The sequence below is a fragment of the Chryseobacterium arthrosphaerae genome (assembly GCF_001684965.1).
Classification (GTDB): domain Bacteria; phylum Bacteroidota; class Bacteroidia; order Flavobacteriales; family Weeksellaceae; genus Chryseobacterium; species Chryseobacterium arthrosphaerae.
Genome location: NZ_MAYG01000001.1, coordinates 2,215,444 through 2,230,861, shown reverse-complemented (window position 1 = coordinate 2,230,861; position 15,418 = coordinate 2,215,444). Strand labels below are relative to the sequence as shown.

At 41.6% G+C, this 15,418-nt stretch carries 5 protein-coding genes; all 5 read right to left on the bottom strand.

What is annotated here, in order from left to right; genetic code table 11:
• From BBI00_RS09945 to BBI00_RS09925, 5 genes are read right to left on the bottom strand one after another with little or no spacing between them, the layout of a single operon-like run.
• Positions 1-2,403 carry a glycosyltransferase gene (locus BBI00_RS09945; protein ID WP_065398618.1) on the bottom strand — a complete coding sequence of 801 codons (2,403 nt, stop codon included), beginning with the start codon at positions 2,401-2,403 and terminating at the stop codon, positions 1-3.
• Complete coding sequence (locus BBI00_RS09940) at positions 2,396-3,178, bottom strand: alpha/beta fold hydrolase (protein ID WP_065398617.1); 783 nt, start codon at positions 3,176-3,178, stop codon at positions 2,396-2,398. Before BBI00_RS09940 ends, BBI00_RS09945 begins: the two co-directional genes overlap by 8 nt.
• Positions 3,169-3,468 carry an acyl carrier protein gene (locus BBI00_RS09935; protein ID WP_002977699.1) on the bottom strand — a complete coding sequence of 100 codons (300 nt, stop codon included), beginning with the start codon at positions 3,466-3,468 and terminating at the stop codon, positions 3,169-3,171. The genes BBI00_RS09940 and BBI00_RS09935 overlap by 10 nt, the downstream gene beginning before the upstream one ends.
• Positions 3,456-7,721 (bottom strand): type I polyketide synthase, encoded by a 4,266-nt coding sequence (locus BBI00_RS09930; RefSeq protein ID WP_065398616.1) that lies wholly within the window; start codon positions 7,719-7,721, stop codon positions 3,456-3,458. The genes BBI00_RS09935 and BBI00_RS09930 overlap by 13 nt, the downstream gene beginning before the upstream one ends.
• Before the next feature lie 19 nt (positions 7,722-7,740).
• Positions 7,741-14,781: a type I polyketide synthase gene (locus BBI00_RS09925; protein ID WP_065398615.1), complete on the bottom strand. Its 7,041-nt coding sequence runs from the start codon at positions 14,779-14,781 to the stop codon at positions 7,741-7,743.
• Positions 14,782-15,418 lie beyond the last annotated feature (637 nt).

The following is a 15,418-nucleotide window of genomic DNA, read 5'->3' as shown; positions in this document are numbered from 1 at the left end:
TTATACTGAAGCTAAAGTGGAATGTTCCTGTACAAAGTTTTCCAGCAATTCTACTGCTTTATCATTTCCTCCGGCAAGATGGAAGGTATTTTGAACTTCCTTCGCAGCAGCTCTGTATTTAGGGTTTTCCAGTAATTCAAAAACGGTTTCACGAAGAGCTTCTACACGAAGTCTTTTGTATCGGATGCTGATTCCGCAGCCTGCCTGCTCAATTAATTTTGCAATATGGAAATGATCGTAAGCGATAGGGGTGATTAACATCGGTAATCCGTTACGGAAAGTATCATTCACCGTATTGAAACCACCGTGGCAGATCACCATATCCATTCTCTGCATCACTGCTGATTGAGGGACAAAGCTGTTCACAATAAAGTTCTCCGGCCATTCTTCAAAGATTTCCGGTGGAGTAGCTGCAATCACCGTTACCGGCTGGTCTTTGAATGCTGCGATGATCTTTTCGAAGAAAGCTTTTCTGATGTCTACCAATAAAGTTCCCAATGATACGAAGATCTTTGGTGTGGTAGATGCATTTAATTTATCCCAGTCAAATGGCGCTTCATTGGGACGACCTTTTACCGGACCTACAAATTTCATGTGAGATGGTACGGTATCAAAACCTGCAAAAGCCTGTGAAGTAAAGACCATATTCAGTTTATGAGAATGAATGTAAATGCCTTCCTCATGAATTCCTACTTCTTTTTGTAAGTCTTTGATCAGGTTTTGCTGCCATTCCCAGATTTTAGGGGCACTTTTTTCAGTATCTCCCATTACATCCGGTGGAACGGGTGTTGTGGTTACACAAGGAATATTATGCTTGTGAGCGAAAAGTGCACCTCCGAAGGTGATACAATCATTCACGATTACATCAGGCATCCAGCTTTCTGTTAATCTCGTTAATCCCGGCATCATCATTTTAGCGAAAGGAACATACGTTTCTTCCAGTGCTAACTTCATCACTTCAGGACCTGAACAGGCCGGACCATCATCCTGTCTTTTTAAAATGCGGGCGATTTCGTCCTGATACGGAATAAGGTCTTCTTCCGGATAGTAGTAAGAACCTCCTTCCGGAATATGTTTGCTGTCTAAAGGCGTAATACCGAACCATTTTACTTCGTGGCCACGGGCGAGCAGACTGGCTCCCACACTTAACGTAGGGCTCACATGTCCGAAAAATGGCGGAACAACGAATAAAAATTTAGACGGTTTTTCGTGTTTGGAAGTCTTTGTAATGGCTTCTTCCAATAAATTCGCTGCTGTAGCTGCACCTCCTGCTTCCATAAAAGATTGTCCTACTTTTTGAGCCGCCTCACGGTAGCTTGGGTTATTTAAAATTTGTTGTACAGCTTCTCTCAGGTGATTGGCTTTAAATCTGTTAAAGTTCAATCGTTCACCTGCTTCTGTACGCACCACACGTCCTGCAACGTGCGACTGGTCATAAGCGATAGGAATCACTACCAAAGGAATTCCATTGGATAAGGTTTCAGAAACGGTGTTGTGACCGCCATGGCAAACCACACCATCAAGATGAGGTAACAGATCCAGTTGCGGAACCTGCTGATAGACCATAAAATTATCCGGCCACTGCTCGAAAAGCTGCGGATCAGAAACCACTACAACGGTTAAATCTTCGTCTTTAAAAGCATCGATAACCTTTTGGAAGAATGCTTTTTTATGATCGTGATCGAAAGTGGTTCCGATACTTACTAAAATCTTTTTGTTGGTGGCATTTTTCAATCTGTCCCAATCAAACTCACAAGAGATACGTCGCTCTGTAAGAACGGGTCCTGTGAATTTGTATTGAGGTTCCAGATCGTCCATATCCCCAAAGAAATACGTTGAAGTTAAAACAAGGGTCAGAAGATCTGAAGTCGCCAGAGAACGCTCTTCATGGAAGCCAAGTTCTTTCTGTAAATCGATGATCTGATTGACTTCCCATTCGTGAACTTTAGGCAGCTCATTCATGATTTTAATGGCAGCCGGAGCGGTAACGGAAGTTGCACAAGGAATTCCAAGAGCTTTGGCAGCTACCGGAGCCGCAAATAACTGATGGTCACCGATGATTAAATCGGGTTGGTAGGTCTTTAATAAAGCCACAATCCCATTATAGCAATGCCTGTTCAGTGGAATAAGAACTTCTTCGTAAAGGAATTTCACGCTGTCGATTCCATACACTACTTTTTTTGAAATAATATCAAGATATTGTTCGCTTTCTTTTTTTTCTTCGTCGGTCTGATCGTATTGGATCAGTAATAATTTTCCGCCCTCGGGAAGTTTAGCCTCTAAAGTAGAGTCAAGGCTGATCCAGGCTACTTCATGTCCTCTTTCCAGCAGCGTAGCACCGATGCTTAGGGTAGGATTCACATGTCCTGTCAAGGGTGGAACTATAAATGCAAATTTAGCCATGGTTCTTCGTTAAAATATTAGATAAAAACTGAGCGATCGTCTCTGCGATAAGCTGAGGTTCCTGAATGGGAATATTGTGATCGCCGGAAATCAATTCAAGTTCGGATTCACCAATTTGAGACTGCAGCCATTCTCCTGTAGGTCTGCAGTTGGAATCAGCACCGTAAAGCAATAAAGTGGAAGCTTTCAGTTGATTGAAATCTGCTTCCCCAAGGAAATGTTTTTCCTTGATCATATCTGCTTTGATGCTGGTTTTATTAAACAGAAACTCATACATACGATGGTTCTTTTCCATTTGTCTTTTGCCCATCTGGACTTTGGTGGTATCTGTAAAATTGGCTACATAATGCTCAAGGAATTCCTTGCTGTATTCATCAATGATGTTACGGGCTTTTTCGTCCTGAGGATCCGGAGCTTCCATCACCACCAGTTGATTAACACGTTCAGGATATGTTAATGCTGTTTTTAAAGCAATAAGACCGCCGAAGCTATAGCCTGCAAGATGTACTTTTTCCAGTTGAAGGTGATCTATTAAACCCATCAGATCGGATGACATGTTTTCAAGGTCGTACCCATCCAAAAAGCGTTCACTCATACCGTGACTTTTCAGATCGTACATCACCACATGGAAATGTTTTGCCAGAATGGGGGCAATATTAAAATAATAAATGGACAGGTTACTGAACATACCGTGGATTAAGACCACGGTTTGTTCGGCTCCTTTATTGAGTTCCTGTATATGAACTTGTCTGTTATTGACAGTGATTATTGGCATTCGTAGATATAATTGATGATCATACTAAGGTCAAGATTAATAAGCTGGTCAAGATCCATAGAAGATAACCAGCCTGTAAAGTCGATCTGATCGCCAAAATGCGCCTTGATCTTTTCAGAGAAAGAGACAATCTCGATGCTGTCCATTTCAAGATCTTTGGTGAATGAACTTTCCGGAGTAATATCCATCTCCTCTACAAATTCAGCCCCTATCACTTCAGTAATAAAACCTTTTAATAAAGTAAAAAGTTCTTCGTGGTTCATTTTTAATGTTGCGTTTACAGTGTCCATCCGATAATATAATTTTTATGTTTAACAGTTTTGATTTCAATGTTGTTGATCCACAAGTGATCCTCTTTTATTTGTTCGACTTCGAAGGCTTTTGGATTCCCTTTCAGTCCTGTTCCTAAGAACTTTCCGTAGGCTTCCTTCGCTACCCATAAACGGGTCGTCCATTCTGCCTGGTCTTTTCCTTTTAATAAGGCTAATTCATGGTCTGTAAATACCAGATCATAGAATCCTTCGCTGCGTTCTTCCATGAGTTCCATATCGATTCCTACAGATTTGCCATATCTCGCAATACCCACAGCTTCTTTTCCTTTGTGAGCCAGTGAAATATGGATGTCTTCTGTAAAATCACTGATGAGGTAAGGTTTCCCCACTTCATCGGAACGGATCTCAAAAGTGATCGGGAAGCAGGCATGATTTTTTTCCTTGCGAAGAAGGTTTCTCACGGCATCTTTTACCGCAACACGGCTTACCATCCAGTTTTTCTTCTTGTTGGGTAATAATTGCTGGTGATGCTGTTTTTCCGTTTGGTTAAAATATCTTTTCAGGATGAAATCCCATGAAGCGACTCTGGTATAAGCCTGGTGGAAGAAAAATACTTCCGGAGCGATCTCTTCAGAAAGACGGTTGTGCAGTGGCGACATGGAAACATTCCATAAAGCGGCATCAATTTCCAGTCTTCTGTTCTGCCAGCCTGTGATGGCGCACCATACTTTTCCGTCTCTTTTCAGGATAATATCTGCGATGGCAAATTCATCATTCAATTCGGTCAGCATACAGGTACATTCAAAAATACCTTCCTGATCGTGCATATCGTCAAAGAATTCAATGTCTCTGATCTTCACCGGGAAGGCGATACGGTCTTTCACCAAGGTAAGCTGTAACCAAAGTCCGAATAACTGTCCTGCATTGTCCAGCAGAGATCCTTTTCCTCCGTTTCCTTTGATCTTTCCTATGATTCCTTTGTTTCCAACCGCTGAAACTTCTGTAATTCCCTGGTATTTCTCTCCATGGAACATGTGGGCGTCATAGATTTCTTCAGGGGTTCTTTCAATCGGTAAAAGATCACCAATGGAAAGGTTGAAAGTTGGAGTAGGGACAGGAGAAGATTTTAAGATCACTTCAGCATTGGCGAAGTTTTCAATATCCAGATACGCATGGTTTTCGCCACGCCATTGTCCTTTCACAGTTTTCTCAAAAGGCTGGGCAACGTTCATCCATTGGAATACACTTACATTCATGATTTTATGAACCTGTGTTCCCGGGATTTCCGCTTCTGCAATTTCTGCAAGCTGCTCAAAGATCATGGTCATCGGGATGACCGGTTCCATATCGGCTACATGAGCCCATCCTTTGGGTTGTCTCAATAAGCTGTGGTCGATCAGATAAGGATGGCTTTCAAGCGTTACGTATAGATCTTTTGTGAAAGTTGTACTTCTCGGTGCTTGTGGAGCAGCATATTGTGCTACAGGAGCAACCTGGGCAGGACGTGGAATCGTAATCTCCGGACGGTTCTGGAATAAAGTCAGGACTTCTTCCTGCATACGGATCATATCGTTAACATTGTCCTGGAACGCCTGTACCAGCGGATGACCACTTTTGGCAGTCATGGCTGAAGCTGAAGCAGTATATTGTTTTGGTGTTTCAAAGGTTTGAGCTAAAGCTTTTACTTCTTTAAAGTTTCTGATAATTGGCGAACCTAATTCCAGTTTAATCCCTTTTCCAGATGATTTTTTTGATTGCTGCTGAATTTCTAAGAAATCAAGAGCAATGGTTTTCCCTTCTACAAATAGCGAAGCGACAACACGTTGTAACTGTGCTAATGCAGAACGGGCAGGAACACTGGAAGGAATGGTGCTGAATTCTTTTCCTTTCAACGTATCATCAATAAATCCGATCAGGCCGCCGGTACCCACCTGGATGAATACTCTGGCACCTTCTTCATATAATTTATCTGTCAGTTCACGGAAACGAACAGGCTCAACCAAATGCTCGGCACTCAGTTTTCTGATCGCTGCCTGATCTGCCGGATAAGGTTCTAAAGTCGTAGCAGACCATAATGGAATCTTCGTTTTCTGGAACTGTGCTTTTTCCATTCCGGCAAGGATCACATCCAGCTTATCAGCGATAAAAGGAGAGTGGAACCCGGATTGGAACGGCAGTACCTGATGGAAGATCTGTTTTGATTTTAATTGCGGAACCAATTCATCCAATGCAGCATTGCTCCCACAAAGAATGACCTGGTTAGGGCAGTTGTCATTGGAAATATACAGGTCTGAAATTTCAGTAATAAAAGGCTGTACCACATCAATTCCGGCACCGATGGCAATGAATTTGGAATCTTTTAATTCAAAAGTTTCCGGTTTCAGCACATCGATTAAGGCTTTTACAGAATTGGCTTCTGCTAACTCTGATGAATATCCTGCCAGCCATTCTCCTAAACTGTGTCCTGCATTCATATCCGGAATAATGTCCAGTTTTTTCAATGAATTGTCAAGGATACTGCAGTTGTTGAAGATGTTTAAAGCATCGGTTAAAAGACCTTCACCTTCTGTTTCTATAGGCGCTGTTAATCCGAAATAACGGCTTGCACTTTCCACCTCACCTTTTGCCAGTCCATCCAAACCGGGGAATACAAAGGCTACTTTTCCGCCATCTTTTAATAATGGGGTAGAAGTATACCAGATGTCCTGCTTGTTTTTCCAGATCAGGTTTTTAGAAACGATTTTAAGGGCTTTTTCTATTCTTGCAGGGGTAGGATCGAATATGGCTACTCTGAAATCTCCTTCTCCTAAAGTGGTATCATTATTTTGTAATGCAGAAACCAATTCTTCATGTGTAGGTCTGGCCAATAGCAATACCTTGTCTTTTTTAGGCATATCATAGCCTTCAAGAACAACGTGTGCATTGATTCCTCCAAACCCGAAAGCATTAACCGCTGCTACTTTTGGTAGTCCTGTTTTTGACCAGTTTTTGGCTTCCTGTACCGGTTCGAATCTTGTATTCTGCATTTCTGCTGTTGGATTCTCACAGTACAATGTTGGTGGCAAAGTATCATGGTGTAAAGCAAGACAGGTTTTAATCAGTCCTGCGATTCCTGCAGCCGGCATAGCATGTCCGATATTGGATTTTACAGAACCGATTCCAGCCACTGGAGCAGTTTCTTCTTTCCCAAAGAACTGTGCTAAGGTCTGAAGTTCGGTTTTATCTCCAAGCGGAGTTCCGGTACCATGAGCTTCAAGGTAACCTACTTTATTTTTATCCAGATCTGCATTGATCCAGGCTTGTTCTAAAGCTTTCAGCTGCCCTTTTACGGATGGGCTCATCACGCTGGTTCCGTTACCGTCACTGCTTACACCAACACCTTTAATCACAGCATAGATTTTATCCTGATCGCGAACTGCGTCTTCCAATCGTTTTAAAACGACGAAACCACAGCCTTCGCCAATCAGTAATCCATCAGCATCGCTGCTGAACGGTTTGATTTTTTCCTGGCGGGACATGGCTCCCAATTGGGCAAAAATACTCCAGAAAGCAGCGTTTTGTCCGGTGTGAACACCTCCGGCGATCATCATATCGGAACGTCCTCTCTGAAGTTCCTGTACAGCGTGATCTACAGCGATTAAAGCACTGGCACAAGCAGCATCCACGGTAAAAGCAACGCCTCCAAGGTCAAAACGGTTGGCTACCAATGACGCTACCAGATTGGGAATTAATCCCATGGCAGTATCAGCTGCGAAACGTCCTTTGCGTTCCTGGAAAGCATGTTTTACTTTTTCAATATCAGCAGAAGATACCTGAGGGAGCAATTCCTGTAATAAGGAGGAAATCTGTTCTCCGGTTCTTACAATTTCAATGGCACGGGTAGCTCCCGGCCCGGTATAATTTCCTTTCCCGATGATAATTCCTGCTTTTTCAAGGGAAATATTCTTTTGAAATACTCCGGCATCCTCTAAAGCTTTCTGAACTAAATCAAGGGTCAGTAAATGATCGGGTTCTGTTCCTTCCACCGCAAGGGGTAAAATTCCAAAAGTGGTAGGATTAAACTCATAATCAGGAATAAACCCGCCTCGTTTGCAGTAGAAACGATCGACAGGGTTGGTGGCATCGCTAAAATGCACCGGATCTATCCTATCTGCCGGAGCGGATTGGGTAGAGTCTACTTTATTGACAATATTCTGCCAAAAAGTATGGGCATCCTGCGCCCCGGGAAAGACGCAGGATAATCCAACTACAGCAACATCTGTTTTTTTCATGTTTAGTGTTTACAGAGGGTTACCAATTATTTCCTGACATGATAAGCACCTGGCTTTCAGTTCCGTATTTTATTTCATTAAGGAAGATTTCTTTTCCTTCATCCAATGGGATCATGGAAATTCCTCTGCGTTCGTATTCAGACTCAAGGGTGGAAGAGACCATTCCGGCACCTTTCCAAGGTCCCCAGTTGATGGAGATTACTTTTCCTTGCAGTCTTTTATTCAGAGCGTTAGCGTAATCATCCAGTACACTGTTGGCCGCAGCATAATCTGTTTGGCCTTTATTACCATATACGGATGCGATACTTGAGAATAATACCACGAACTGGCAGTCTGTGCGAAGCTGTTCAGCCAATACACGAAGTGGTTTTACTTTGGTATCAAATACACGTCCGAAAGAAGAAGTCGTCTTTTGTTTGAATAATTTATCTTCCAAAAGACCTGCTCCGTGGATCACTCCATCTAAACGGTTGTATTTTTCGTAAATACTGCTGATTAAATTACTTAATCCTTCTTCGTCACAAAGGTCTAGAGATTGATAAATAATAGTGTTTCCAAGCGCTTTCATATCACGGATCGTGCGTAGGATCTGATTGTTTTTGAAAATTTTCGTTGTTTCTTTTTCGATTTCAGCAGGAGAAGTGAATTTTCCGGACTTAATCAGATAAGCTCTGATCTCTTCCTTAGTCTTCATTCCTTCGAATTCTTTAGCAGAAGCTTCATTTCTTGGATCTGCTGATCTTCCTACTAAAATATAAGTACATGGATACGCCTGAGACATGTGTTTCACCAATTCTGCAGTGATTCCCTGTGCTCCGCCTAATACCAGTACCACAGATTTCTGATCCAACTGAATGTGCGCTTCATTTAAACTCGTTGACAATGGGGAAGGGATAATGTCTACCTTATGTCTTTGTTCGTTTTTATAAATAACTTCAGCAGGTTTATCGTTGGTTAATATTTCCTTTAAAGTAATATCAGCAATCTGATCTACTTCCTGAGGAGTACTTAAACTGATGAATCTGCAAGTTGTATGATCGAATTCTCTTGCTAAACTTTTGAAAAGTCCAGGATAACCTTGGTGATGACGCAATACACTTACATCATTGATTTCCTGAATGTGAGCTGCAATATCAGAGATTAAATACACCCATTTTGCTTTATCAAAATCAAGTTTTTTAATCAAATCAACATGATCGATGATGCTTGGTTTATCTGTTGCTGAGAACAGGTCCAGCATGATTAATCCATCAACATTTGAAAGATCTTTATTGGCGTCTACCAATTCTACGATAGCTCCGTGTTTTTCCAATTCAGCTTTAATGGCTGAGGTTTGTTGGGTGTCATCTTGAGTAATTGCAAAACGTTTTCTCTGCAGAATATCTGTATTTTGTACTGAAGAGGCATCTGTAGGCGTGATGTCAAAACGAAGACGTGATAATACATTGTTAGTCGGTTCAGAAGCTACTTCTTCCTTTACTTCGTTTTTTACTTCACTGTTGTCGCCGCTCATTTCACTGATCCAGCTTGCCAATCCACGAAGGGTTTTAATGGCTGCCAGTTTTTCCATGACATCATCAGCCTGTTCAAGGTTTTCACCAAAACCGATCTTGTTTTTAAGATCCGCAATGATTTCCATACGCTTGATAGAATCGATGCTCAGGTCTGCTTCCAAATCTAAATCTAATCCTAACATTTCTTTTGGATACCCTGTTTTTTCGCTTACGATATTCAGGATGGCGTTTTGAAGGTCTTCCAGTGATAATGCAGATTTTGCTTGTGGTTTTGAAGAGACCTCAGTTGAAGTTCCATTTTTTTCAGAAGTTACTGTTGCATCTGCTCCGGAGAATTCAGTAAGCCATGAAACTAATCCGCTTAGGGTTTTGATTCCTGCCAATTGTTCCATCACCATATCTTCATTGGTGTTGCCTTTCGCTAATGTTCCCAGTTCGTTACGAAGCGTTCCGATGATTTCCACTCTTTTGATAGAGTCGATACTTAAATCAGCTTCAAGGTCCATTTCCATGCCCAGCATTTCCTGAGGATATCCTGTTTTATCGCTTACCACCTGCAGTAATAATGCTTTGATATCTCTTGTAGGAGTAGCTTTCACAGCAACGGCAGTAGCGGCTACAGCAACGGTTGCTGTTTGTTGAACCTGCTGTACAGGAATAGTACGTTCAGGAGTAGGAGCCGGCATTGGTGTATTATAAACAGGCATTGGATTCACCTGAGGATTCTGTCCCATAAAGGAAAGCATCACATCACGTTGTGCCTGTATCATTAGTTTCATGCTGTTCAAATATTCCTGCAGCATACGTTCTGCCGTAGATAGGCTTTCCGGTGCAGGAGCTTGCGTATTATGAGTAGTAAAATTATTCATGGGAATAGGGTTTATGATAGGGAGTGCACCATTAGCAGGCAATGAACCTGTTGTCGGATGTGCAGCTTGTCCGTTAACACGCCAGATGGCAGGGCTTTTCTTATACAGCTCAGGCTGATTGATATCCACAAGCTGAACGAAACGGCCATCGAAAAGTTTCTCAATATTGAAGCTGCGCCCGGTTCCTAAATATTGTGCCAACATGCAAAGCAAGTGGGTGAACTTATTACGGCTGCTGTCTTCAACATATAAAGTCAACTGGTCTTTTTCAATACATGATTTTGCCAATCCTGTAAGGACTTTTCCAGGTCCTACCTCGATGAAGATTCTTGCTCCGTCGTTATACATCGCCTGCATCTGTTCCACGAATCTTACAGGCTGTACCAAATGGTCAGTCAGTCTTTCTTTAATGTCTGCAGGATTCGATGGATATACATCTGCAGTCGTATTAGACCATACAGGGATCTGCATTTCCTGGAAAGGAACGTCTTTTAATACATCAGCGTATAAATCTTTTGATTTGGCCAATAACGGACTGTGGAATGCACACGCCACTTCCAGTTTTTTAGCAGAAATACCTTCCTGTTTAAGGACTTCCAATAGCTTATTGATGGCTTCCGTACTTCCAGCGATAACACATTGAGTAGGGGCATTGAAATTAACCGGATAACATCCTTCCACTTTAGCAATGATCGGCTGTAAACGTTCGTGAGTAGCACTTGCTGCTAACATAGAACCCGGATCTCCGCCTTCTACTGAATTTAAAATAGATTTTGCTCTTTGAATACTTAAATCAACCAGTTTGTCCTCACCAAATACTCCTGAGAAACACAAAGCAGGTAATTCACCATAGCTATGACCAGCCAGCATATCAGGAATGATTCCCAATGATTCTAAGAATTTCGCTAATGCAAGATCAACAATTCCTAAAAGCGGTTGTGCTAAACGGGTATCTTTAATGGTTTCTTTTTGTTGCTTTAAATCCGCTTCATTGAAGGTTGTTGAAGGGAAAACAACTTTTTCAAGTTCAGGATAATTGTCAATCACCTTACGCATAGCCGGGAATACTACGAACAGATCACGGGCCATATTGATTCTCTGACTTCCTTGTCCAGGGAATGTGAAAGCTACTTTACCTTCTTTTTTGCTGACCGTGAAAGTATCTTTGGTTTCAATTCCTACCAATACTAACTCAATTTTCATCATCAGATCTACAGCGGTATCAGCTACGATACTGAACTGAATTGGTTTCTCTGAACTGATGCTTAAGCTGTAAGCAATATCTTTTAATGGAATCTCATCATTGATTTCCAATAATGTTTTGATTTGGCTTGATTGCCCTTTTGCTTCCTCATAAGTATCCCCACGGAATACAAATAATTCTGAAGGCCATGACTGCATCGCAATAGAATTATCCTGTTTCGGATGGTTCGCAATGACAGTGTGGAAGTTGGTTCCCCCAAATCCAAAAGCACTGATTCCTGCATAACGGTTTTTCTCCGTCCATAATCCTGTTTCAGCGTGGAAAGAGAATGGGCTGGTTTGTGCGTTATAATAAGCGTTTGGCTGCTTAAGGTGAAGGGTAGGAGGCTTTACTCCATGGTAAACAGCAAGGGAAGCTTTGATTAAACCTGCTAAGCCTGCTGCGCACTTAGTATGTCCGATCTGGGTTTTCACGGAACCTAAATGTGTTTGTCCAGGTAAAGCCCCTGAACGACTGAATAGGTTGGTTAATGCACTTAATTCTGTTCTGTCTCCAACAACGGTTCCTGTACCATGAGCTTCTACCAATCCTACAGCTGCAGCACTGATTCCTGCCTGGGTATAAGCACGCTCAAGCGCTCTTACCTGACCTACTTTTCTAGGAGCAGTCAATCCAAGAGCTTTACCATCACTGGATCCACCCACTCCTTTGATGACAGAGTAAATACGATCACCATCGTTGATGGCGTCTTCATATCTTTTCAACACAAGGATGGCGATTCCTTCTCCAAGGGCAATTCCGTCTGCCTCACTGTCGAATGTGGCACATCTTCCTTTTCTGGAAAGGGCGTGGGTGCTGGAGAACATCAGGTAATCGTTGATTCCGTTATGTAAGTCTGCACCTCCGGCAAGAACCATATCAGATTTACCCAATACCAGTTCCTGACATGCCAGGTCAATAGCGGCTAAAGAAGAAGCACATGCGGCATCTACGGTAAAGTTTCTTCCGCCCAAATCAAGACGGTTCGTAATCCTACCTGCGATCACATTGGCCAAAATACCAGGAAAAGAATCCTCTGTAGTATGTGGGAAAGCCTCTTTTACTTCTTCGTGAAGTTCTCCGAAAACCTGTTTATAATATCCTCTGAAACTATAGCTGTTGGCAAGGTCGTTACCTCCTTCAGCCCCGATAATGACAGAAATGTTTTCTCTGTTGATATGTTTTTCACCATATCCTGCATCTTCCATCGCACGTTTTGCTACCAATAAAGTAAGCAGTTGCGTAGGTTCAATAGCGGCAAGAGATTGTGGCGGAATTCCGAATGCTAAAGGATCAAAATCAATTTTCGGGATGAAACCACCCCATTTTGAATGGGATACATCCGCTTCGTCTGAATCCGGTTTGTAATAGAGGTCTTTATTCCATCTTTCATCCGGAACTTCGGTAACGCTGTCTTTTCCTAAGATGATGTTTCTCCAGAATTCATCCAGGTTTTTGGCACCAGGGAAAATACATTCCATTCCTACGATTGCAATGTCTAATGGCTTTTCGCTTGATGTTGGCTGTTCTGACAATTCAGCGTTTTGGATATATTCGTAATTGTTGATACTGACGTTTTGGTGAAGTTCTTCAAGGGTAAGAACTTTGTTGTGCATCGTTGCAATCTGCCCGATCATGTACATTCCAAGATCCAACTGATCGTCTTTAGGAATGTTGACCAACTGATCTCCCTGACGTTCAATTCCTTTAGCTGCAATTCTTAAACGGCCTACGTTAAGTTTTTCCAGCTTTTCCCATACTTCTTTTTTATCGGTTCCGGCAGCTAAAAGTTTAGCTTTTTCGGTATTAAAGTAGTTGGCGAATGCTGTATTTAAACAACGTGTTTCGTGACCAGGCGCAGTTTCCAGTAAAACCGTATCTTTTGCCTGCATCGCCTGTACCTGGAATTCTTCCTGGATAGCACCTGTTTGTACAGCTTCCTGAGTGTACAGGTAAGCGGTTCCCATCAATACACCTACTTTTACCCCTCTGGCAGCTAATGGAGCAGCCATGATAGAAACGAATGCTGTTGAGAAATCATTATGGATTCCACCGGCAAAAAATACACTGATATTTTCCGGATGGTCTTCTTTTAATATGCGTTCAATCTGTTTTTCCCAAAGAACCATGCTGGATAAAGGACCCACGTGTCCTCCACATTCACGGCCTTCGAAGATAAAGTTCTTAGCCCCTTCTTTAAGGAAAATATCCAACAGGGCAGGAGACGGAACGTGCAGGAACGTTTTTATTCCTGCTTTTTCAAATACTTTGGCCTGTGCCGGTCTTCCGCCTGCGATCAATACTGCAGGTGGTTGAGCTTCAAGGATATAAGAGGTCTGTTCATCCCTTAATTCCTGAGGTGCAAATCCTAGAATTCCTACCCCCCATGTTTTATTACCTGCCAGTTCTTTGGTTTCCATTACCAGAGATTTTGCAGAATTTCCTTTTAATAAAGATAAGGCAACAAATGGCAAGGCTCCTGCTTCTGCTACTGCATTGGCAAATCCGGGAACATCACTTACACGGGTCATTGGTCCCTGTGCAATTGGATATTTTAATCCGAGTTCCTGTGCTAATGAATTGTTCTGATCAATCACCTGAAGGGCTTTTGCCTGTTTCAAGTGGCCGTACATGGCTTCTTTCAGTCCGAATGCAAGCTTTTTCAGGGTTCTGAACTCTTCATACAGGTCTGTTGCAAGGGAAATATCCTGTCCCATCGGGATGTAGCTCTTGCTGATGTCAAAACCTGTAAAATAGCTTTTAAGATCTTCAGCCGTGATATCATCTGGCAATGAAGGTGAATTGGGCCTTACCAATACACGGTGGTTGGCAATGATCTTTGTCTCTGTTCCGTTCAGTTTTGATGATAAATCTTTAATATCTTTCGGAACTGAGCTTTCAGGGAATAATGCAAGCTGGCTGTCTAAAACAACACCTGCTGCTCCCAAAGCTTTCACAGCTGCGGCAGTATGGAGTCCTATTCCCCCCTGTACCCAAACCGGAATGCTTTTGATTTCACTGATAATGCGCTGGAACAGTACGAATGTAGATTCGTAACCGATTTGGCCTCCTGCCTCATTTCCTTTAACAATAATTCCTTTTGCTCCTGATTGCTCCGCCTGTCTTGCTTCCTCTAAACTGGTTACCTGATAAATAATATTCAGGTTTGAGTTCTGCTTGACTGACATTCCGGACGGTAGGATGGCAAATGTCACTTTCTCGGGAAATTGAAGTGCCAAAAAAATCTCGTCAGACATGTGAATACCATACGAAGGTATATCAGATTGGTCAAGGAGGCTCAAAGCTTCCCTGGCAGTTGACAATTCATGCCCTAAGCTTACAACAGGAAATATACCCGCCTGATGCATTTTAGGCATAAGATTGACATCCGGCCTTTCAAAAGGCGTTAGTCCAATAATGGTTAAGTTTTTCATGGCGTTGATATGTTAGTAAAAAATTTCACCACAAACATCAACTCTTTGATATATAGAGCTAATGCCTGCTATGAACGAATAAAATTGGTTCTTGTTATATCTTTAATTATAAAGTCTTTTTGGTAATTATTTTTCAATAAAATACTATCAACCCGGGGATCTTCAGGAGTAAGGCGGCTATTCAGTTCTTCATAAGGCTTCGGCCTTGCATTGGTCAAGTTTTTCATCTCATCTATAGTATTGAAAATAATATATGGTTTCATAATAAAACTCTAATCCTACAGGGATAAAGAGTGTTTTTTTATTATGAGTGAATAAAAATAATAAAATTATGATATATATTTAATCATAAATGCAATTTAGTAATAATTTTTTAACAAATAAATGTTGATTATTCAAACGCTATTAAAGTATATAGTTTATTTTCTTATTCATTATAAACAAGGCGGCACAATCCAAGTAACTATAATTATAATTAATTATAGTTAAAGAAATGTTAAGCAAAGATAGAAATAAAAAATAAAATATTTCAAAAAGAAGAGATTTGTTTTTTCTAATATTACAAAAAAATAACATGCAGATAGGGGTGTTAAATCTATGTAAACCGGCTTTGCGAAAATCATAAAAATTCCAATTT